Origin of the sequence: Nonlabens tegetincola (assembly GCF_002954355.1) — a bacterium.
In the GTDB taxonomy this organism is placed as follows: domain Bacteria; phylum Bacteroidota; class Bacteroidia; order Flavobacteriales; family Flavobacteriaceae; genus Nonlabens; species Nonlabens tegetincola.
In genome coordinates, this window is sequence record NZ_MQVV01000016.1 from 271,720 (window position 1) to 292,654 (window position 20,935).

At 34.6% G+C, this 20,935-nt stretch carries 18 protein-coding genes, 1 other RNA gene and 2 pseudogenes; 11 read left to right on the forward strand and 10 right to left on the reverse strand.

Going from position 1 to position 20,935, the window contains the following annotated elements; genetic code table 11:
- Positions 1-66: 66 nt before the first annotated feature.
- Positions 67-1,532, forward strand: a pseudogene (locus BST93_RS10700) (TonB-dependent receptor).
- A gap of 74 nt (positions 1,533-1,606) precedes the next feature.
- On the opposite strand, the gene bcp reads toward BST93_RS10700, so the two are convergent.
- Entirely contained in the window at positions 1,607-2,062 is a 456-nt protein-coding gene (bcp, locus tag BST93_RS10705) for a thioredoxin-dependent thiol peroxidase (RefSeq protein ID WP_042279312.1), read from the reverse strand.
- A 34-nt stretch (positions 2,063-2,096) separates the two neighbouring features.
- On the opposite strand from bcp, the gene BST93_RS10710 reads away from it, so the two are divergent.
- The 5 genes from BST93_RS10710 to BST93_RS10730 all read left to right on the forward strand — a co-directional run bounded on the left by BST93_RS10710 (position 2,097) and on the right by BST93_RS10730 (position 8,734).
- Complete coding sequence (locus BST93_RS10710) at positions 2,097-2,768, forward strand: endonuclease III domain-containing protein (protein ID WP_042279314.1); 672 nt, start codon at positions 2,097-2,099, stop codon at positions 2,766-2,768.
- Positions 2,769-2,829: 61 nt separating this feature from the next.
- Complete coding sequence (locus BST93_RS10715; protein ID WP_105019165.1) at positions 2,830-3,927, forward strand: serine hydrolase domain-containing protein; 1,098 nt, start codon at positions 2,830-2,832, stop codon at positions 3,925-3,927.
- An 81-nt stretch (positions 3,928-4,008) separates the two neighbouring features.
- A complete protein-coding gene (locus tag BST93_RS10720; RefSeq protein ID WP_105019166.1) occupies positions 4,009-6,552 on the forward strand; it encodes a PIG-L family deacetylase in 2,544 nt (847 codons plus the stop codon).
- Positions 6,553-6,632: 80 nt separating this feature from the next.
- A complete protein-coding gene (locus BST93_RS10725; RefSeq protein WP_105019167.1) occupies positions 6,633-8,351 on the forward strand; it encodes a sodium:solute symporter family protein in 1,719 nt (572 codons plus the stop codon).
- A gap of 5 nt (positions 8,352-8,356) precedes the next feature.
- Positions 8,357-8,734, forward strand: a complete 378-nt coding sequence (locus BST93_RS10730) for a hypothetical protein (protein WP_105019168.1) — start codon at positions 8,357-8,359, stop codon at positions 8,732-8,734.
- Positions 8,735-8,808: 74 nt separating this feature from the next.
- Here BST93_RS10730 and BST93_RS10735 read toward each other — a convergent pair whose 3' ends face one another.
- From BST93_RS10735 to BST93_RS10755, 5 genes are all read right to left on the reverse strand, one after another.
- Positions 8,809-9,657, reverse strand: a complete 849-nt coding sequence (locus BST93_RS10735) for a DUF2911 domain-containing protein (protein ID WP_105019169.1) — start codon at positions 9,655-9,657, stop codon at positions 8,809-8,811.
- A gap of 74 nt (positions 9,658-9,731) precedes the next feature.
- Entirely contained in the window at positions 9,732-10,121 is a 390-nt protein-coding gene (locus BST93_RS10740) for a sulfite exporter TauE/SafE family protein (protein WP_060525115.1), read from the reverse strand.
- 19 nt (positions 10,122-10,140) lie between these two features.
- Entirely contained in the window at positions 10,141-11,622 is a 1,482-nt protein-coding gene (gene cls, locus BST93_RS10745; RefSeq protein WP_308736872.1) for a cardiolipin synthase, read from the reverse strand.
- A complete protein-coding gene (locus BST93_RS10750) occupies positions 11,622-12,563 on the reverse strand; it encodes a lytic transglycosylase domain-containing protein (protein ID WP_105019170.1) in 942 nt (313 codons plus the stop codon). Before BST93_RS10750 ends, cls begins: the two co-directional genes overlap by 1 nt.
- Positions 12,564-12,620: 57 nt before the next feature.
- Entirely contained in the window at positions 12,621-13,274 is a 654-nt protein-coding gene (locus BST93_RS10755; protein ID WP_258150525.1) for an alpha/beta fold hydrolase, read from the reverse strand.
- Between the two features lie 173 nt (positions 13,275-13,447).
- Between BST93_RS10755 and BST93_RS10760 the strand changes: the two genes are divergently transcribed.
- Positions 13,448-13,759 carry a GNAT family N-acetyltransferase gene (locus BST93_RS10760; RefSeq protein WP_042279325.1) on the forward strand — a complete coding sequence of 104 codons (312 nt, stop codon included), beginning with the start codon at positions 13,448-13,450 and terminating at the stop codon, positions 13,757-13,759.
- On the opposite strand, the gene kdsB is transcribed toward BST93_RS10760, so the two are convergent.
- The 3 genes and pseudogenes from kdsB to BST93_RS10775 form a co-directional block, all read right to left on the reverse strand.
- The gene (kdsB, locus tag BST93_RS10765) at positions 13,752-14,489 is read right to left on the reverse strand and encodes a 3-deoxy-manno-octulosonate cytidylyltransferase (RefSeq protein ID WP_105019171.1); all 738 of its coding nucleotides are present in this window, start codon (positions 14,487-14,489) and stop codon (positions 13,752-13,754) included. The two genes, BST93_RS10760 and kdsB, sit on opposite strands and share 8 nt — an antisense overlap.
- Positions 14,486-15,094 (reverse strand): DUF4126 domain-containing protein, encoded by a 609-nt coding sequence (locus tag BST93_RS10770; RefSeq protein WP_105019172.1) that lies wholly within the window; start codon positions 15,092-15,094, stop codon positions 14,486-14,488. Before BST93_RS10770 ends, kdsB begins: the two co-directional genes overlap by 4 nt.
- A 2-nt stretch (positions 15,095-15,096) precedes the next feature.
- Positions 15,097-16,523, reverse strand: a pseudogene (locus tag BST93_RS10775) (ATP-dependent DNA helicase).
- Between the two features lie 119 nt (positions 16,524-16,642).
- On the opposite strand from BST93_RS10775, the gene BST93_RS10780 reads away from it, so the two are divergent.
- The 3 genes from BST93_RS10780 to rsmD are packed head-to-tail and all read left to right on the forward strand — an operon-like array spanning position 16,643 to position 18,667.
- Positions 16,643-17,386, forward strand: coding sequence for a hypothetical protein (locus tag BST93_RS10780; protein ID WP_240919391.1), 744 nt, complete (start codon positions 16,643-16,645; stop codon positions 17,384-17,386).
- On the forward strand, positions 17,337-18,125 hold the full coding sequence (locus tag BST93_RS10785; protein ID WP_105019173.1) for a DUF3822 family protein: 789 nt from the start codon (positions 17,337-17,339) through the stop codon (positions 18,123-18,125). Before BST93_RS10780 ends, BST93_RS10785 begins: the two co-directional genes overlap by 50 nt.
- Positions 18,116-18,667 carry a 16S rRNA (guanine(966)-N(2))-methyltransferase RsmD gene (rsmD, locus tag BST93_RS10790; RefSeq protein ID WP_105019174.1) on the forward strand — a complete coding sequence of 184 codons (552 nt, stop codon included), beginning with the start codon at positions 18,116-18,118 and terminating at the stop codon, positions 18,665-18,667. The genes BST93_RS10785 and rsmD overlap by 10 nt, the downstream gene beginning before the upstream one ends.
- Here rsmD and rnpB read toward each other — a convergent pair.
- Positions 18,665-19,002: RNase P RNA component class A (gene rnpB, locus BST93_RS10795), an RNA gene on the reverse strand. The two genes, rsmD and rnpB, sit on opposite strands and share 3 nt — an antisense overlap.
- A gap of 89 nt (positions 19,003-19,091) precedes the next feature.
- Here rnpB and BST93_RS10800 point away from each other — a divergent pair.
- Complete coding sequence (locus tag BST93_RS10800; protein ID WP_105019175.1) at positions 19,092-20,915, forward strand: DNA polymerase III subunit gamma/tau; 1,824 nt, start codon at positions 19,092-19,094, stop codon at positions 20,913-20,915.
- The last annotated feature ends 20 nt before the right edge of the window (positions 20,916-20,935 follow it).

The following is a 20,935-nucleotide window of genomic DNA, read 5'->3' on the forward strand; positions in this document are numbered from 1 at the left end:
GATAATTTTTTTGAGTACTACTGTGGTTTCATACCTTTGTACTAACAGATTTGTAATCGTACTAATATGCCTAGCAGTTTACCTGGAGATCAGGATTTTGAATCCATCCCATCGTTAAAGAATAAAGCCTTAAGAATAAATCTTAACAAAAACATCTACGGAACATTTGCCGAAATAGGTGCTGGTCAAGAAACAGTTCGCCATTTTTTTAGATCTGGTGGCGCTAGTGGAACTATTGCAAAAGCTATGAGTGCTTATGATAAAGACTTCTCTGATGCTGTTTATGGTATTCAGGATGATGGTCGTTACGTAACCGAGGCTAGATTGCAACGTATGTTAGAATACGAAACAGAGCTTATTGAGGATCGTTTATCTAGAGAAAAGCATCCTGAGAAAATGTTTTTCACCTATGCCAATACAGTTGCAACCATAGACTTTGCAAAAAATATCTAGGTCATGGTTGGGTAGGTATTAAATTTCAAGCTTCGCCTGGTGAGGAATATTCAAAGATTATTCTGCACGTAAGGTTTAAGGAACGTGATGCTAGACTACAACAAATTACTTTAGGTATATTAGGAACTAATCTTATTTATGGTGCCTTCTATAAATATGATCAGCCTAAAAAATTATTGAAATACCTATACGATCACATTGATATGGATAAAATTGAAATTGATATGATCAATTTCTCTGGTCCTAGATTTGAAAATGTAGACAACCGTTTGATGAGTTTACAGCTTATTAAAAACGGAATGACGGAGGCTGTTGTGTTTGGACCAGATGGTAATAACATACTAGCTGCCCGCATACTTTATAAGAAAAATGTACTTTGTTTACGAGGTTCTTTCCGACCAGTGACCAAAGTAAATATGGATATGTATGAAACTGCAAAAAAACGCTTTATACAATCTGGAACAGTAACTGAAGAAAAGCTGCAAACTTTATTTGAAATCACCCTTTCCAATCTTAAAGCTAGTGGTGAAATTGATGAAGAAGACTTCTTACATAGAGCAGAATTGCTTTGTTCACTAGGACACACAGTACTCATTTCAAACTTCAAAGAATATTACCGATTAGTAGAATATCTTAATAATTATACCAAAGCTAGAATTGGACTAGTTATGGGAGTGAATAATCTGGTCGATATTTTTGACACCAAATACTATACTCATTTAAGTGGTGGAATTCTAGAAGCATTTGGTAAATTATTCTTTAAGGATTTAAGAGTCTATCTATATCCAATGAAAGACACTGAAACCGGAGAGATGATTACCAGTGAAAACCTAAAAGTTCATCCTAGAATGAAAGAATTGTATAAATTCTTTAAATACAACGGAAAACTTAAAGACATAGAAGATTATGATGCCTCAATAGGACATATATTTTCTAGAGAAGTTTTACGTATGATTGAAAATGGAGAGGATGGATGGCAAGAAATGCTACCTAATGGAGTTGCAAATCTTATTGAGAATCAACATTTCTTTGGACACGAAAGTTCAGCAAAAGAGCAAAATGAAGATGCTCCTGTGTAACTGAATTGATTTGATAAAAATAAAAAAAGCCTCAATTTCATTTAAATTGAGGCTTTTTTATCCTTGTACAATACTTAATCGACTAATATTTGAGCTGTGTGATCTTTTGTTTTAACTTTTGATATCACATCCTCAATAATTCCTTCTTCATTTATTACAAATGTTGTTCTGTGAATTCCGTCATACTCCTTACCCATAAATTTTTTAGGACCCCAAACACCATAAGCATTTAACAGCGTATGATCCTCATCAGATAAAAGGTCGTAAGAAAGTTCATGTTTATTTTTAAAATTCAATTGTCTTTTTTGACTATCGGCACTTGCTCCTAAAATTTCGTATCCGCTTGCGCGAAAACGATCTACGTTATCACGTAAATTACAAGCTTCGGCAGTACATCCAGGAGTACTTGCTTTGGGATAAAAGAATAGGACAAGCTTTTTTCCTGCAAAATCAGATAAAGAAATTTCCTTTCCGTCTTGGTTAGGTATAGAAAAATCTGGAGCTTTATCTCCGGCTTTTAAAGTGGTCATAATCGTATTTTTGTTTAAGCTCTAAATTACAACAATGAACAAGGCAGACAAAGTTAATTTCGTCATAAATAAACTCGAGGAATTGTATCCAGAAATTCCTGTACCCTTAGACCATACTGATCCTTATACGTTATTAATTGCTGTATTAATGAGTGCTCAAAGTACAGATGTGAGAGTTAATCAAATCACACCTCTATTATTCGATAGAGCTGATAATCCGTATGATATGGTAAAATTAAGCGTAGATGAAATAAGGGAAATCATTAAACCAGTAGGTTTATCTCCTATGAAATCCAAAGGGATTCATGGATTATCGCAAATCTTAATAGACAAACATAATGGTCTTGTACCACAAACCTATGAAGAATTAGAAGAGCTGCCAGCTGTAGGTCATAAAACAGCTGCTGTAGTTCTTTCCCAAGCATTTGGGATACCAGCTTTTCCTGTTGATACCCATATTCACAGATTAATGTATCGTTGGAACTTATCTAATGGGAAGAATGTGGTACAAACAGAAAAAGATGCTAAACGCTTATTTCCAGAAGAAAAGTGGAACGACCTACATCTTCAAATAATATGGTATGGCCGTGAATACAGCCCTGCTAGAGGATGGAATTTGGAAAAGGATATCATCACAAACACCATAGGTAGAAAAAGCGTACTAGATGAGTATTATAAAAGCTTAAAGAAGAGGAAGAAAAAATAATTTCTTCTAATTAGTTTAAACTTAATCATCTTTTTATAGTCAGAAAAGACAAATACCTCTCATGAAATATTTATTCTTCCTCCTATTTCTATCTTTTTTAGCTTGTTCTAGTGATGATAATAACGTTGATGATCAAATTCAAGAAACTGGAATGTATTTTCCTCCTTCTGATTCGAATGATTGGGAAACTCAATCTACACAATCCTTAAACTGGAACGATCAAAAATTAAACGACCTGTTTACTTTTCTAGAAAACAATGAAACAAGAGCTTTTATAGTTCTAGTGAACGGTAAAATAATAGTTGAGCAATATTGGAATACAGACCTACAATCTCAGCCATTCACGGCAAATTCCAATTGGTACTGGGCAAGTGCATCAAAATCTCTTACAGGAACCATGGTAGGAGTTGCTCAAGAAGAAGGATTTCTGAACATTGCCGATAAAACAAGTGATTATCTAGGTCCAGGTTGGACAACCATGCCTAGTGATAAAGAAGATGAAATTAGCTTATTTCACCAATTAACGTTTACTACAGGAATAGATTATAATGTCTCAAATTCAGATTGTACTGATCCTGGATGTTTGACCTATTTATCAGATGCTGGTTCACAATGGTATTATCACAATGCAACTTATACCCTACTTAAGGATGTTTTAGAAGTAGCTACTGGAACGTCGTTAAATAATTACACTGATAGCTCTATTGAAAATAAGATTGGGATGAATGGATTCTGGCTACCTTTAAGTGGTGGCTATGGAAGTACATATTATTCTACAGCAAGAGATGCGGCTAGATTTGGTCTATTAACTCTTAACGAAGGTCAATGGGATTCAACAACCGTACTGGGTGATTCTACTTATTTTAATGACATGGTATCCACCTCTCAAAACCTAAATCCTTCTTATGGCTATTTATGGTGGCTTAATGGTAAAAACTCTATCGTTTTTCCTTCATCACCAAATTCTTTTCCTACCTCACTAACTCCATCAGCTCCTGACGATATGATCTGTGCATTAGGAAAAAATGGTCAGATTATCGATGTTATTCCTAGTCTGGATATGGTTGTTGTGCGTATGGGAGATAGCCCTGCCAATGAACTAGTACCTATAGTTTTTCACGATGAACTTTGGGAATTACTAAACCAAGTAATTAACTAAGTAAGAATAACGCTATTTTGATTGTCAAAAGCACGCCTTTTACATTCATTATTACCTCTTAAATTTTTATCTTCACACCGTATGAAAAAGATCCTCCTTTTTGTATGCGGTATTTTGATTGCATACCCCATAATTGCACAAGAAAATCGCCTTACTCCTAAACCAGTTACTACATCCCAAATTTTCCACGATATTGAAAAATTAGGGTTTCTGGGAACAGTACTTTACGTAGCAGCTCATCCAGATGACGAAAATACAAGACTAATTTCTTATTTAGCCAACGAGAGAATGGCAAGAACTGCTTATCTATCTCTTACACGTGGAGATGGTGGTCAAAATCTCATTGGCCCACAATTAAGAGAACAACTAGGAATGATCCGAACTCAAGAACTACTTGAGGCAAGAAACATAGATGGCGGCGAACAGTTTTTTACCAGAGCAAATGATTTTGGGTATTCAAAACATCCAGATGAGACGATTGAAATTTGGAACAAAACTCAAGTTATGGAAGATGTTGTACGTATTATTAGACAATTTCGACCTGATATAATTATCAATCGTTTTGATCATAGAACACCAGGCACCACTCATGGACATCATACAACTAGTGCTATTTTTAGTGTTGAAGCTTTTAAGGCTGCAGGAGATAAAAATGCCTTTGGAAATCAATTAAAAACACTCGAAACTTGGCAACCTAGCAGACTGTTTTTTAATACGAGCTGGTGGTTTTATGGTAGTCAAGAGGCTTTTGAACAAGCAGACAAGAAAAATTTACTCGCTATAAACTCAAATCCATTTTATGATTATAAAGGTTTGTCAAATCATGAAATTGCAGCATTAAGTCGAAGTGAACACAAGTCACAAGGCTTTGGTAGTAGTGGAGACAGGTCGCCACAAAAGGAATATATAGAGTTTATAGATGGTGATTTTCCAACAGATAAATCTGATTTATTTTCAGGAATAAATACCACTTGGACAAGAGTCAAGGGAGGAAAAAAGATAAAAGATTTACATGAAAACCTGGTTTCAAATTACGATTTTAAAAATCCAGAAGCTAGCATTCCTTCACTACTAGAACTGCGATCAAATATTTCCAAAATTAAAAATGATCACTGGAAAACAATTAAATTAAAAGAAATTGATCATATTCTGAATAATATTCTTGGAATTTATATGGTGGCATCTACCAGAAATGAACAAATTGCTATTGGTAATGAAAGTGATGTTTTTATCGAGATAACCAATAGGTCTAAAATTGATTTTTCAATTGAATTCATCCCTAGCAACCTAGTAGAAATTAAAGAAAACAATATTATACTTTCAGAATATGAGTCAAAGCAACTAACCGGAAAGTTGAAGGTTCCTTCCTATTTTGAAACTACTACACCTTACTATCTTAAACAAAAAGGTACTGTAGGTATGTACGTAGTAAATGATCCAGAACAAATAGGAAAACCAGAATTAGATAGTCCATTTTTAGTAAGAGGAATTATTAGGATTAAGGATCAAGCCATTCCTTTCAAAATACCCGTGATTCATAAAAGAACTGATCCTGTAAGAGGTGAGGTTAGAGAACCTCTTAAAATTACTCCAGAAGTATCTTTATCCATCGATAATCCTGTTTTTATCTTCACTCAAAGCCAAAAACAAAAGATAACTGTTAATGTACACGCATATAAAAATTTCAGAAATGCGAAACTTGAATTATGTGTACCTACTGATTGGAAGGTAAAGCCAGAGCATATCACTATTGATGACCTTTTAAAAGGATATCAAAAACAATATAACTTTATTGTAACTGCCCCATCACAAGCAAGTAAAGGATTAGCCAGCGCTATTTTAACCGTAAATGATAAATCCTATACCCAAGAGGTAATTTCCATTAATTATGAACATATTCCTAATCAACAATGGGTGCGTAATAACGAAGTTCAACTCGTACAACCAGGTATAACTAACTTTGCAAACTCGGTCGCATATATTAATGGTGCTGGTGATCAAGTAGGTCAAGCAATAGCTGCGATGGGCAGCCAGGTAAGCTTTTTTGATCCTTCAGAAGTTCCTGCAAATCTTTCAGATTATGATGCCGTAGTAATTGGAATAAGAGCCTTTAACGTTTACAAACAAGAAATGGCGGCGTTAAAGGATATCCTTGACACTTATGTAGCCTCAGGTGGAACACTCATCATGCAGTACAATACTAATCGCGGTATCGGTGATAATGAACTAGGACCGTTAGATATTACGCTTTCGCGAAAGCGTGTAACAGATGAAAATTCTGTTGTGACTTTTCTTGCACCAGATCACAGAATCATGAACCAGCCTAATAGCATTACGAATGAAGACTTTGAAGGATGGGTTCAAGAAAGAGGTTTGTATTTTCCTGAAAAATGGAACGATAATTTTACACCTATTCTAGGTATGAATGACGCTGGTGAGCCTATGACCAAAGGAAGTTTACTAGTAGGTAAATACGGTGATGGACATATAGTTTACACAGGTTTGAGCTTATTTAGGGAATTACCTGCAGGAGTTTCTGGAGCTTATAAGTTGCTTGCAAACATGTTGAGTTTAAGTATCGAAAAGGAACCAATTAAACAGCAAGATGAAGAAAGGAAATTCTAAAAAATGGAGCAAGGTATATATAGGTCTTATAGCTGCAAACATTGTTTTTGCGGTGATTTTCTATTTAATTAGTATGAGGTATGGGAACAATTGATTGGTTTATTCTAGCCTCTACTCTAGCCTTTATTGTATTTTATGGTGTTTATAAAACTAGAGGAAAACAAAGTAGTGAACAATATTTAAAAGGAGGTGATGCCCGATGGTGGACTGTTGGGTTATCAGTCATGGCAACACAAGCCAGCGCTATCACTTTTTTAAGTACTCCAGGGCAAGCATATACAGAAGGAATGGAATTCGTTCAGTTTTATTTTGGTCTACCGATAGCGGTTGTGATAATTTGTATAAGTTTTATTCCTGTTTACCATAAACTCAAAGTTTATACGGCCTATGAATTTTTAGAGAATAGATTTAATGTACAAACGAGGTCTCTAGCCTCTATACTATTTCTTATACAACGTGGTCTTGCCGCAGGAATAACGATTTATGCACCGGCTATTATCCTAAGTTCCGTACTTGGTTGGGAACTGAAATACCTAAATATTTTAATAGGAATATTAGTAATCATTTACACAGTCTCTGGTGGTACCAAAGCGGTTAATGTTACTCAAAAGCAACAAATGATTGTTATCATGGCAGGAATGATTACAGCCTTTGTTTTAATTGTAACAGCATTACCAGAGAACGTAACCTTTGACAATGCGTTGCAAATGGCTGGTGATGCAGAAAAAATGAAAATTCTAGACTTTGATTTTTCGTATCAAGATAGGTATAATGTGTGGAGTGCGTTATTTGGAGCAACCTTTCTTATGCTTAGTTATTTTGGGACCGATCAATCTCAAGTACAGCGATATTTATCTGGAAAATCGGTAAAACAAATGAGAATAGGTTTGCTTTTCAATGGCTTACTTAAAGTCCCGATGCAATTTTTTATTCTACTAGTAGGTGTAATGGTCTTTGTATTCTATCAATTTAATACTACACCACTAAACTTCAATCCAGCAGGAGAACAAGCCGTGTTAGAAAGCGAGTATAAGCAGGAATACATTAAGTTACAGAATAATCACAAATCCATACTAGAAGAAAAGCAACAAACTCAAAAGCAATACGCTGCTATACTTGCTGATGGTTATGAAAATAACAATTTAAAAGTAGAATTAAACCGACTGCGCGCCGAGGAAGAATACAATAGAAGTAAAGCAAGAATTCTTATTGAAAAGGCAGATGAAGGTATTGAAACAAATGACAAAGATTTTGTATTTATACATTTTATCCTCAATCACTTACCTAAAGGTTTAATAGGATTATTACTTGCTGTTATCCTAAGTGCAGCGATGAGTTCTACTGCATCAGAATTAAATGCCTTATCGTCCACCACTGCTGTTGATATTTATAAACGATTCAGTAAAACAGAACGTGATGATGATCACTACGTGCGTATGTCAAAGTGGTTTACACTGGCTTGGGGAATTGCAGCTATAGGATTTGCATCAGTTGTATCATTATTTGATAATTTAATACAGCTAGTTAACTTTATAGGCTCCATTTTTTACGGTACTATCTTAGGTATCTTTCTTGTTGCTTTGTATATAAAACATATTAAAGGTAAGGCTATTTTTATTGCAGCATGCCTGTCACAAGTAATTGTAGCCACTTGTGCTATTTTACATGAATTTGTACCAGGTATCGAGATTTTACCTTTCTTATGGCTTAATCCACTAGGTGCAATATTAACGATTGTATTTGCTTTCCTAATTCAATTAGGCGATTATAATAATGAACCACACTTAAATAGAATATAAGCTCAATGGAACAGCCAGAAGACCATAATCCTTTTAAGGATAATGAATTAATATCGTTACCTAAATCTAGAGTAAACCAAATAAAAACTAACCTCACTAGAAGTAGTTATATTTTAATAGGTGTCCTTATTTTCATGTTGATACACCTAATTCTTATAAGCTTACTCAATTTAAATTTTAATAAAACTACTTACTTAATTCAATTTGCCGCAGGCATAGTTTACGGTTTTGTACCAATTGCACTTGCACTAGCAGTTACTAAGAAAAGTTTGAAAATTCCTGCTTTAGTTATAAGTATTTTAATTTGCCTTTTAATGATAGCTACTAGAATTATCACGCTTGTCGAGATTTACCCATCTCTTGACACGATGTTTTATAATTAAAACTTGTTATAACTATAAAGCGGTAAAAAAAAACGCTGTTCAGTTGAACAGCGTTTTTTTTAATAAGATCCAACTTACATCGCGCCCCAGCGCTTTAAGTTGTCTTCATTTATTTTTACATAATCAGCATTTTTCTGATCCTTTGCTAAGGCTAGGGCTGTTTTAGCAGACTTTATAGCGTCTTTCTTTTTACCCAGCTTCTCTTCTATTAAGGACTTCCTAGTGAACATCCAGAAAGCCTTATCATTCATTTCTGTTGCTTTGGTAATCCATTCTAGAGCTTGTTCTAGGTTCGTTCCCGCTTCATAGTAAAAAGCGGCTGCACTATAATAATCATTAACCGATGGTTGTGCCTCGCCAGACATTACTTTCATGATACTTTCCTCGGTTTTCTTCTTAGTAGGTACGGTAATTGGAATAGCTACTAATGAATTTTCCCAACTAATTTGCAAATGAGCGCTATCCATAGATAATTCATTAATCCCTATTGTAAAACTTTCTTGAGTTAAGTTCATTTCTTGAACTGGCACTGTTGCAGTTGCCACGACTAATGATTCGTCCCAAGATCTTGGTGCACCCCAATTGTCTGTTTTACTATACAGGTAAACATCCCATTGTTTTTTACCAGGTTTAGTAAATACAGCATAAGTTCCTGCTTTAACATCTGTCCCACCAAAGGTAAAATCATCTCCAACTGTGATAGTCGTATTTGCATTTGCTCCTGTGCGCCATATTTTGTCAAATGGTACTAAGTCTCCAAATATCGTACGACCTCTCATTGCTGGTCTAGAATATTCAACAGTAATATCTGTTAGACCTACCTTTTGCATGACCTTTGCCGCAGGACTAGGTTGCGGAGTTTGTATTTGTGCTGTAACAGCTGTAGTTGCACAAATCAATAAGAATAAAAATAAACGTTTCATGTATTTTAATATTTTGATGATATAAAAATACAAGTAAATAAATCTTGAATTGGCATTTAAGATACTTTTAATATCTATTCGGCTGGCTTTGCCTGCGAGAAGAAAATCATTTTAATAGCAACAATTATTAAAACAACCCCAAATATTTTTTTTAAAGTTTGCTGGTCTATTTTGACTGCTATCTTTGAACCAAAATAGCCACCTATTACAAAGGCTGCTGCAATTACTAGGGCATATCGCCAGTCTAATCCTTCACCAGCTTTATGATAATTATAAGCTGCTAAAAAGGTCACTGGAACCGCAAGAACTGCAAGACTTAATCCTTGTGCATCATGTTGATTGTAACCTAAGAACCAAATAGCTAATGGCACCATGATAACACCACCGCCTACGCCCACGCTACCGCTCAATAATCCAGCAAGTAATCCTAAAAGAAGTAATAATAAAATAGTTGTAAGAGACATTTTGGCTTTTGGTTTCATGTTATAATAATGGAGCCCACAATCTACAAAAAGACTCTTTAAATTTGTTCAGTTTATTTCTTTTTTCCCACCTTTCTAGTATAATTTGTTCACTGTCAAGTAAATCCTTATCAAATAAATCATTTAATTCTTTACTTATTCGTTCATTATACATCAAAGCATTGATTTCAAAATTTATATCAAAACTACGGTAATCCATGTTTGAAGTTCCTATCGTAGCAAAGTGATCATCAACCACCATAGTTTTTGCATGTAGCATTCCTTTAGTGTACCAGTACAACTTAACGCCACTTTCTAATATTTCGGTGAAATAAGACCTACTAGCATATCTTGCAGCCCAACTATCACCTTTTCTAGGAACAAGAATTTCTATTTCAATTCCAGATCTTGCAGCACTTTTTAAAGCGGTTAAAATGGATTCATTAGGTATAAAGTAAGGAGTGGTAATCCTCACACATCGTTGCGCGGTATTGATCGCAATAAAAAGTGCTTCCATTATATTGGCCCAATCAGTATCGGGACCGCTTGCAGCTATTTGAACAGCGACATCTTCTACCTCATCAATTTCGGGAAAATAACTTGATGGTATTTCATGTGGTAGTTCCTCTTTGTCACATTGACAAACAAAATACCAGTTTAACAACCACTGTACTTGTAACGATTTTACTGCATGACCTTCAATACGACAATGAGTATCTCTCCAGTATAATCTTCCAGTATCTCCTTTCTTATTTACGTAACTATCGCTTACGTTAATTCCTCCTAGATATCCTATATGGCCATCTATGATACATATTTTACGATGGTTTCTATAATTGGCTTTTCTCGTAAAATCTGAAAACAACACTGGCATGAAAGAATGATAATCAATACCAGCATCTCTCATACGATTTTTACCTGCTCGTGATAAATCACTACCTACAGAATCATAAATAAGCTTGACCTCTACCCCACGATTTCTAGCCTCTTTTAACTTATCAATAAACGCATTCCCAATATTGTCGTCATTGAAAATAAAATATTCTAGATGAATGTGATCTTGGGCTTCATCAATATCCTTAAATATGGATTCAAAAGTGGCGTTTCCATTAATTAAGACCTTGACGTCATTTTTCAGAGTTAGATAGGCGTTTTGGTTATGTTTGAGCAACTTAACCATTTTTAAACGATCCATTAGGGCTTGATCATCCAGCTCATGAATACGTTGATCTGAGATTTGTAAACGCTCGTTCCATTCTTTTACTAAGACATTAGCATCTAAGTCCTTACGTTTAAAAATTTTAGACTTCCTATATTCTAAACCAAAAAAGTAATAGATTATAAGACCAATAAATGGAAGCGCAATAAGAAAGAGAAGGGATGAAACCGTTTTACGTGGGTTTTGATTGCTTTTTATTAAAAAAAAGGCACCTGTCAACGCTACTACATAATTAAGTACTAGTGCTGTAAAAAACCAATTACGGTAAACCCAATCTAAAATCATCAGTTATAATAGCCTGCTTCAGGAATTTTAATTTGGTACACTTTTCTAGATTGATTGTTCAATTTGCCTTCTCGCAACCACGGATTGTGAATCTTTAAAATTTTGTAGTTGATATTTTGCGCTTTCGCGAAAGCGGACAAATCTTCAATTTCATAATCAACTGTTACATCCTTTGTAGGAACTAGTTCATACGCATGATCTGGTTCAACATTGAAACCAAACTTTTCTGGAGCTTGCAAAATCTCTTTGATGGCCATTATTCTGAACATATAGCGACCCGTTTCTGGATTAAGTGCAAGGTCATAATAATTATCCACTTGTTGTTTTTCTAACTCTCGATTAATGCCTGCGTTACCAGCATTATATGCTGCTGCAGCAAGAGTCCAACTTCCAAAGCGCTCTTTACTATTCTTAAGATATTCACATGCTACACGTGTTGCTTTTTCAATGTGAAAACGCTCATCGACATTACTATTTACTTCTAGACCATACTCCTTTCCTGTTGCCTTCATTATTTGCCAAAAGCCGCTGGCGCCAGCAGGTGAAGTAACTGGTTGTAGACCACTTTCAATTACGGCTAGATATTTAAAGTCATCGGGAATATTATATTCACGTAAAATGGGTTCAATGATTGGAAAATATTTTTGAGCTCGTTTAATTAACAAAATACCATTAGACTGCCAGTAGGTATTTACAAGGAATTCTCTATCGGCACGTTCTCTAATATCTGGCATATTTAAAGGAACTGTTTCACCAGCAAAATTTAGGTTTTCAGGCACATTGAAACTGTAAACGTTGTAATCATTTACCAGTTTTTTATCCGTCTTTAGAGTTGGTGTTTTTTCAATTGTTACCGATTCGTCGCTATCGCTTGTTTGGATCATGCTTAATCCAATAACAGTAACCATACCTAATCCTATACCTATAAGTAGTTTCTTCATCTTCAAAATTTTGTTTAAAAATATAATTTTAACCAGACTAGTGGTTAATCGATAGTGTTAATTATCCAAAATAAGTTGGGGTAAATGCTCATTAAACCATCTAAATCTATTTATAATCATAACGTGTGTTCCTCCTTCAACAGTAATACAGTTTTCAATATATTTAATGGGGAAAACTGGGTCACTATCACCATGGATATGAATTAAGTTATCTGGTGCTTTTTCTTGGTCCCAGTTAATGATTGTGTTCAAGGCCCAGTCCATATATAATGGATCATTTACAGATAGGTATTTATTATACATTTCTATCTTTTTAGGTGCCAATATTTTTGAGTAAGAAGCGATAGTCCCAAAATGCTTAATGAGAGTTGTAGGTAACGCCTTGTGAAGATGAGTAACTTTACTTAACCTCATGCGTCTAGGGAACTCTTTGTTAGATTTAACGGAAGAAATGATAATCATTTTTTTTACAGGTAGCAGTTTTGAAAGTTCTTGGACTATCACACCACCAAATGATACTCCTATTAAAACAGGATTTTCATGCTTTATTTGATCTAGAAGTCTGATACAATAGTTCCTTATAGATTCATTTTTAACAGGCAGAATCCATTCCATTAGATGAACATCAAATTGTTTTGATGGCAATTTTATGTATTCAAAAATTTGAGGTGATGCTGCCATTCCTGGCATGAAATATACCGAACACTTCATTGAAACTTATATATCTGATTTATAAATAATTACACAGACCTTAACTTGTATATGTCTGTTTTTTAGTATATTTGTAATTCAACTATTCAAAAAGCTTTACTAACCTACCAGTAATATAATCAAATATAGGTAGTAAAACGATCAGAATTTCTTCTGATTTTAAATAAGAGAGAATGAGTACAAAGGTAAATTTAGAAATTACTGACAATGAGTTTTTACGTCAGTATGAATGTATTGTGGATGGAGAAATGGCTCGTATTGAGTATGCTCAACAAGATCGCAAAATATTTTTAACCAAATTAATTATCCCTGAAGTTCTAGAAGAGAACTTTTCTTTCAAGGATGAATTTCTTACAGCTGTTTTTGACAACATTAAATTTGAAAAAGAATTAAAAGTTGTACCTACTCACCCTAAAATTGCTGGATTTGTGAGAAAAAATAGAATTAAATACAAGGAAATGTTACCCGTAGGAATCGCTATTTAGAGCAGTCCCACAATTTATTTGCTTCAATTAAATCATCTGGTGTGTCAATTCCAATACTAGATTTTTGAGTGCGCACCATTTTAATCTTTTTCCCTTGCTCTATATAGCGCAAGCATTCTAGTTTTTCTAACAATTCTAGTGGTGTTGCCTTACTGCGATAAAAGTCAAGTAACGCTTGTTTCCTAAACGCATAAATCCCTATATGCTTGTAGTAGGTAGCTGGTAATAATTTATCTCGATGATAAGGTATGGGCGACCTTGAAAAGTAAATAGCGTGATCATTTTCATCAACTATAACTTTTACATTATTAGGATTAGATATCATTTCCTCACCTTTAATTTCATGCATTAAAGATGAGAGTGATATATTTTTTGAAGGGTCATTCTTGAACACTTCTATTAATGAGGCTAGATCATCTTTATTAGTAAACGGTTCGTCTCCTTGAACGTTGATAACAATATCGGCAGATATGTTTTCGACTGCTTCGGCGATACGATCACTACCGCATTCATGATTTTTGGTGCTCATTACCGCTTTACCTCCATTCTCCTCAACAGTTTTGTAGATGGTTTCACTATCGGTTGCAACCATTACATCATCAAATAGACCTGTTTGTTGAGTGGCCTGCATGGTGCGTATAATTACAGGTTTACCACCTAGATCTTTCATTAATTTACCTGGAAATCTGCTTGCTTCATAGCGTGCAGGTATTACGGCTATTGTTCTCAATTTGTTAGTTTTTTGTTAGTTTGCTTTCGCGAAAGCGAACTTCTTTTAAACAATTTTTTATATAACTTTCTCATGGCGAGAAAGATCAATATTACAATAATGACAGCGACAACTGGAGCGAGTAAGGAGAGAATTGATAGAATACCGCTTAATCCAGCCTCGGCTGTGCTTACTACTGGATTACCTAATCCACCAGTAGCTGCTGTGCTTGTTGCGCGTGCTGCGGTTGTAGTGCTTGATATAGCAGCTGCTGTTCCACCACCAGCTATAATGGCCAATGTCCACGTATAAACTGGGTCCAAATCTCCTACGACACTTACCATTACTGCAGTACCTGCTATAGTTGCAAGAGGAACCGAAATAGTGTCCAAAAGATTATCTACATAAGGTATGTAATAGGCAAGAAGTTCTACTACGGCTGCAACTGCTAGGACAATTACAGCTGTTAAACTACCTGCCCAGGACCAATCTTCATTTAAGGGTATCCAACCCATGTATCCGGCAAAGCTCAAAAACAACAAAGGAACGAATACTCTAAATCCTGCACTGGCAGACAATCCTATACCCAAACAAACGCTGGTGAAAATGCTAAAAAATGTTTCCATAACTATGATTCAATAAAATGATCCTTATTGAAGCCTATAAGATACAAATTTGTTTTGGCTCTTGTACATGCTGTGTACAACCACCTTAAATAATCCTTGCTAGGTCCATCTGGTAAATAGGGTTGCTCAACGATCACATTTTCCCATTGTCCTCCTTGAGATTTATGACAAGTAATCGCATAAGAAAATTTTACTTGTAGAGCATTAAAATACTGATTGGCTTTAATTTCTTTATACTGCTTCCATTTAGGTAATTTAAGATAATCCATCCTTACCTCTTGATACAATTTGTTGCTTTGCTCATAGGTTAAACTAGGCGATTCTGATGTTAATGTATCAAGTAACAACGTGGTTTCAAAGGGTTTCATGTCAGGATAATCTACCATACGCACCTTAACATTAGCAAATTTGAAACCATATAATTCTTTAAATGAGAATATCTCTAATATTTCTATGATATCACCATTTGCAATAAATCCAGCATCACTTGTAGGTTTGAGCCAATGGTAATTATTTTTTACGACCATTAGGAAGTCGCCGGCACTTAGCTCGCTTTCCCTGAATAAAATTCTTGATCTTATTTGTTGGTTATAAAGGTTTGCCCGTTTATTTGATCTTACAATTATTGCTGTTTCTTCATGACCGTTGATATCATAGGCACTATTAATAGTATCAATGATTTCATGTCCATCAATTAATCGTTTAATATCATTATAAGGCTGTACGTTGAATTTAAAATTATAATCTTGTTCCTCTATATGATTACGTATACCTGTAGCATTAAATAAGATACCAGATTTATCGGTTTGTCGTTTAACCTCGTCTAATTCAATACTTGTGACTTCTTTTAAATAACGTTGTTCAATTATTCTTTCATCAAGAGCTGGACTTACTTCTAGTTTTACTGGCGGTAATTGTGCTGTATCTCCAATGATCAGTAATTTACAATTAATTCCCTCGTAGACATATTGTATAAGGTCGTCCAGTAATGATCCCGTAGCTCCAAATAATTTGCCTTCGGAGACTACATCTGGTATCATAGACGCTTCGTCTACTATAAATAAAGTATTACGATGTTTATTTTTTTTAAGTGTAAACTCTACACTGCCGCTACCTTGACCTTTTGGATAATAAATTTCTCGATGAATGGTGGCTGCCTGTCTGGATGAATAATTGCTTATTACTTTGGCGGCTCTACCTGTAGGTGCTAGAAGTACAGTTCCTACTCTTACTTTCCAAATAGCCTTAACTAATACACTAATAAGAGTAGTTTTTCCGGTACCTGCGTAACCTTTTAATAAAAAAGTACGGTCTTTATTTTTTTATCTAAAATGAAATCACTTAACTGATGAAGCGCTATATCTTGTTGATTTGTAGGCTCAAAGGGAAATTGATCTTTTAATACTTTATAGAAAGAGGATACGTCCATATAAGGTTTGTAGAAAAACTGTGGGTAAACTTAACCCAAATTTCACACTAGTCGTTAGGACTAGACAAAAAATATTGTAGATTTGTTTGCTTTGAAAACAAGTAAAAACTTTTGAACATATGTTGACTTTTGTACTATCAGTATTAGCAGGTTTAGTCGTTCTGATACTGTTTGCTGTATTTATTAACAAAATTCCTAAGAAAGCACACCCTATATTTATTCTTATACTTTTAGGTTTAAGCGGATTCTTTGGATACAAGCTGTATCAATCCATTGCCGAACCCGTAGAATTTGAAAAAGTAAAAGAAGAAAGGTATAAAAAGGTAATTAGTAAACTTATAAAGTTAAGAGAAGCTCAAACAGCTCACAAACTTATTACTGGTAAGTATGCAGAGAACATCAATAACCTTACACAATTTGTAGATACTGCTCAATTTGCTCTTACTACTAAACGAGATAGTACTGTTGTAGATAGAGAACGTAACATCAAATTTAGATTAGATCCTGAAACAGGTGGATATACTAAAGAGGTTACTATTATTGACACGTTAGGCTTTAAATCTGTTAAAGATTCATTATTCAAAAATACTGACGTTGCAAAACTTCTTGATTATGGTATAGAAAATGCTCCAGGTAAAATCAAATTGGAAACAGGTCTTGTACCTGATAAAGACCAAATGATACCTGTATTTAAAGCTACAGCCGATAAAAAAGAAATACTTTTTGATCAGCCTGAAAAGCTCGTAAAAGCAGAACTTGAGGTAAAAGCTGTTGAGGCTGTAAATGGATCTACTATCTATGTAGGTAGCTTGGATGAAATTACAACAAGTGGTAACTGGCCTAGAAAGTATGCAGATAACTAATAAGTCTGAAAATATTTTAAAAGAGTTGTCCGTTCTGATTCATCAGAATGGACTTTCTTTTTTTACTCATATAGGTAATCGCGTAGAAAACAGTTACGATAAGAGCTTTAAATACTCCAACAATCCTATAGAACTTTTTCAAGAGATAGAATTAATTTATAACGAAGAAGATTTTGTAAACAAATCTTTTTCCAAAGTAAATATCTATTACCACCACCCTATTTTCACCTGTGTTCCCAATGCCTACTTTGATCCGTCAAATAGCGCAGACTACCTTAAATACACAACTCAATTATTAGAAACTGATGTAATCAGTCATGATAATCTCAAAGAACTAACTACGGTTTATATTGCATATAGCAATTTGAATAACTTCTTTTTTGAAAAACACGGCGATCTTAACTACTACCACTTAAGTACTCAAATATTGAAAAAAGAAGAAAACATTGAAAGGCAAAACCATGCTTATTTAAACCTTCTTCCTAATCATTTTTACTTAAGTGTTTATAAAGACGATAAATTAGTTGCTCATAACAGCTACCCTTATGAGTCCAAAGAAGATTTACTATACTATACCGTATTTTCGTTACAACAGTTTAATTGCGATGTAGAAACCACAGTAGTAACCGTAAAAGGTGAAAAAATTGATGAAGAATTATTTGATGTACTGTATAAATATATACAACATGTGGAAAAAAATGAAAACATCAATTATCTCAAAGAATTAATATGCGCATAATTTCTGGAATACATAAGGGAAGAAGAATACAAGCTCCAAAAAATCTACCTGTTCGTCCTACGACAGATATGGCTAAGGAAGCTCTATTTAATATTTTAAGACATCAGATTGAAATACATGATGCCAGAGTATTAGAGCTATTCGCAGGTAGTGGAAACATGAGTTATGAATTTTGTAGTCGTGGAGCAAGTAGTTCACTAGCAGTTGATAAACATGCTGCATGTACCAGTTTTATCAAAAAAACTGCAACCGATCTCGACTTAAATATTGACGTTGTAAAGGCCGATGTGTTCAGTTTTTTAAGCAAACATAAAGGTAAGTACGATCTCATTTTTGCAGATCCTCCTTACGGTTTCAGTGATGAGGAATTTCTTAAAGTACCAGAATTAATCTTTCAGCAAGAATTACTAGATACAAATGGAATGCTTATAGTAGAGCATTCAAAACACTCAGATTTAAGTACTCATTCATACTTTAAAGATAGTCGTCGATATGGTGGCACAGTTTTTAGTTTCTTTTATCATGAAGATGAAGAAGAATAAAAAAGCAGGTCTATAAGCCGGATTCTGTATCTCATTATTGAGACCCTTATCATTTATCTGGGATAAGTATTACTACTTACCTCTATCTGCCTACCCATCAAAATCGCGCGGATAACGCTCAAACTCTGACCTACATGACATTGCACCGCATAGAGTTTACCTGGTTTCACTACAGCATTATCTGTACATACTTTCTGTTGCACTAGTCCTATTGCTATTACGATTACGCTTTCGCGAAAGCATAACAACAACGACGGCCATTAACCGTTATGCTATCCTGTGGTGTCCGGACTTTCCTTTCCTGTAAATACTGGAACGATAAGGCGACCTGCGCAGCAAAATTACCTATTTTTTTGTTGATAAATCAATAAAAAACAAACTCAAAATAAACGGCAAAATAATGTTCTACGTATATCTTTGACCTATGGAACCGTTTATAGTAAGCGCACGTAAATACAGACCCGAAACCTTTGAAGATGTTGTTGGTCAAAGGGCAATTACTCAAACTCTAGAGAATGCTATAAAAAGCAATCATCTAGCGCAGGCGTTACTATTTACAGGACCTAGAGGTGTAGGAAAAACTACATGTGCCAGAATTCTTGCCAAAAAAATAAATCAAGAAAGTGGAGATTATAGTCCAGATGAAGACTTTGCTTTCAATATTTTTGAATTAGATGCTGCCTCAAACAACGGTGTAGAGCACATACGTAGTATTGTCGATCAAGTACGTATTCCTCCACAAGTGGGAAAATATAAAGTATATATCATAGATGAGGTTCACATGCTATCAAATGCTGCCTTCAATGCGTTTTTAAAAACCCTTGAAGAACCACCATCTCATGCTATTTTTATTTTAGCCACTACCGAAAAGCACAAAATTATCCCTACCATATTATCTAGATGTCAAATATTTGATTTTAAAAGGATTACGGTAGGCGCTATGAGAGATCACCTTAAAAGAATAGCTCAACAAGAAGGTATAAACGCTGAGGAAGAAGCGTTGCAAATAATAGCTCAAAAAGCAGATGGTGCACTGCGTGATTCCTTGTCGATTTTTGATAGAGTGGTAAGCTTTTCTGGTAAAGATCTTACTGTACAAGCTGTAACAGAAAATTTAAATGTTTTAGATCGTGATACGTATTTCAAGGTAACCGATTTGATTCTAGATGGCGACATCCCTAATCTTCTTGTCACTTATGATGAAATACTAGCTAAAGGTTTTGATGGTCATCATTTCATAAGTGGTCTGGCAAGTCATTTTAGGGACCTCATGGTTTGTAAAGATGAACGCACTATCCAGCTTTTGGAATTAGGTGAAAAAACTAAAGCAAAATATAAAAGTCAGTCTTCTCATACAGATTTAGGTTTCCTGCGTGAGGCTATAGAAATAGCAAACAACGCCGATTTTAACTATCGTGCTAGTAGAAATCAACGATTACATGTCGAACTAGCTATAATGAAACTAGCCTCTGTCCTTCAGGATGGAGAAAAAAAAAACTCCAATAGCTACATAGTAGGTCCTGAAAAGTTTACAGAAACCCTAATAGATGATGTAAAACCTACTGAGGAACAAAAACAGGAAACAGCTCACGTTACGAAAGCAGCACCTTCAAAAGTAATATCTGAAGAGCCATCAACTTACAGGAATTCTGAAAAGCCTATAGAATCAACCAGTCCTGTACCAGAGAAGACACCTCATTTGAATTCCCAAAACTTTGTGGATACCTATGATCGTGAAGCTCAATTAAAAGCTGCTAGAGCAAGATTGTCTTCTAAAACTAAAGAAACTGTAAGTAGTAGTTCTATCAAAGCGATACAGGTAAAAAATGAGCACGTCGCCAAAGCTGCTCAAAAAGTAATTAAACATGATGAATTACCTACAAAACCCTTTAGTCAAGAGGAGTTAAATCTAGTATGGAATAAATACGTGGATTATTTAGAGAATAAAGGCCAGCGTATTTTAGCTAGTATTCTCAATGCAGATGATCCTGAATTGATAGAAAAATCAGGTATACGCCTAAAATTTCCTAACAAATCAATGAAAGAGGATCTTGAAAAAAATCAAGGTACGGTTTTGGAACATTTGAAAAGGGAGTTAAACAATTACAATATTTATTTTGATATCATAGTAGATGAGCAGGTAACCAAAAAATATGTATTTACAGAGCAAGAGAAGTATCAAAAATTGTCTGAGAAAAATCCTGCGCTAGAATTACTAAGAAAAACATTTGATCTCGATTTTAAATAAAAAAAAAGCAGCTCTACGGC

What these genes read in the sequence shown, in the direction of transcription:
- rsmD (WP_105019174.1), top strand. Translation starts at nt 18,116, where the DNA reads ATGCGCATAATTTCTGGAATACATAAGGGAAGAAGAATACAAGCTCCA.
- BST93_RS10725 (WP_105019167.1), top strand. Translation starts at nt 6,633, where the DNA reads ATGGGAACAATTGATTGGTTTATTCTAGCCTCTACTCTAGCCTTTATT.
- BST93_RS10800 (WP_105019175.1), top strand. Translation starts at nt 19,092, where the DNA reads ATGGAACCGTTTATAGTAAGCGCACGTAAATACAGACCCGAAACCTTT.
- BST93_RS10710 (WP_042279314.1), top strand. Translation starts at nt 2,097, where the DNA reads ATGAACAAGGCAGACAAAGTTAATTTCGTCATAAATAAACTCGAGGAA.
- BST93_RS10755 (WP_258150525.1), bottom strand. Translation starts at nt 13,274, where the DNA reads ATGAAGTGTTCGGTATATTTCATGCCAGGAATGGCAGCATCACCTCAA.
- BST93_RS10780 (WP_240919391.1), top strand. Translation starts at nt 16,643, where the DNA reads ATGTTGACTTTTGTACTATCAGTATTAGCAGGTTTAGTCGTTCTGATA.
- BST93_RS10770 (WP_105019172.1), bottom strand. Translation starts at nt 15,094, where the DNA reads ATGGAAACATTTTTTAGCATTTTCACCAGCGTTTGTTTGGGTATAGGA.
- BST93_RS10715 (WP_105019165.1), top strand. Translation starts at nt 2,830, where the DNA reads ATGAAATATTTATTCTTCCTCCTATTTCTATCTTTTTTAGCTTGTTCT.
- BST93_RS10730 (WP_105019168.1), top strand. Translation starts at nt 8,357, where the DNA reads ATGGAACAGCCAGAAGACCATAATCCTTTTAAGGATAATGAATTAATA.
- BST93_RS10740 (WP_060525115.1), bottom strand. Translation starts at nt 10,121, where the DNA reads ATGTCTCTTACAACTATTTTATTATTACTTCTTTTAGGATTACTTGCT.
- BST93_RS10785 (WP_105019173.1), top strand. Translation starts at nt 17,337, where the DNA reads ATGAAATTACAACAAGTGGTAACTGGCCTAGAAAGTATGCAGATAACT.
- BST93_RS10720 (WP_105019166.1), top strand. Translation starts at nt 4,009, where the DNA reads ATGAAAAAGATCCTCCTTTTTGTATGCGGTATTTTGATTGCATACCCC.
- BST93_RS10735 (WP_105019169.1), bottom strand. Translation starts at nt 9,657, where the DNA reads ATGAAACGTTTATTTTTATTCTTATTGATTTGTGCAACTACAGCTGTT.
- bcp (WP_042279312.1), bottom strand. Translation starts at nt 2,062, where the DNA reads ATGACCACTTTAAAAGCCGGAGATAAAGCTCCAGATTTTTCTATACCT.
- BST93_RS10760 (WP_042279325.1), top strand. Translation starts at nt 13,448, where the DNA reads ATGAGTACAAAGGTAAATTTAGAAATTACTGACAATGAGTTTTTACGT.
- BST93_RS10750 (WP_105019170.1), bottom strand. Translation starts at nt 12,563, where the DNA reads ATGAAGAAACTACTTATAGGTATAGGATTAGGTATGGTTACTGTTATT.
- cls (WP_308736872.1), bottom strand. Translation starts at nt 11,622, where the DNA reads ATGATTTTAGATTGGGTTTACCGTAATTGGTTTTTTACAGCACTAGTA.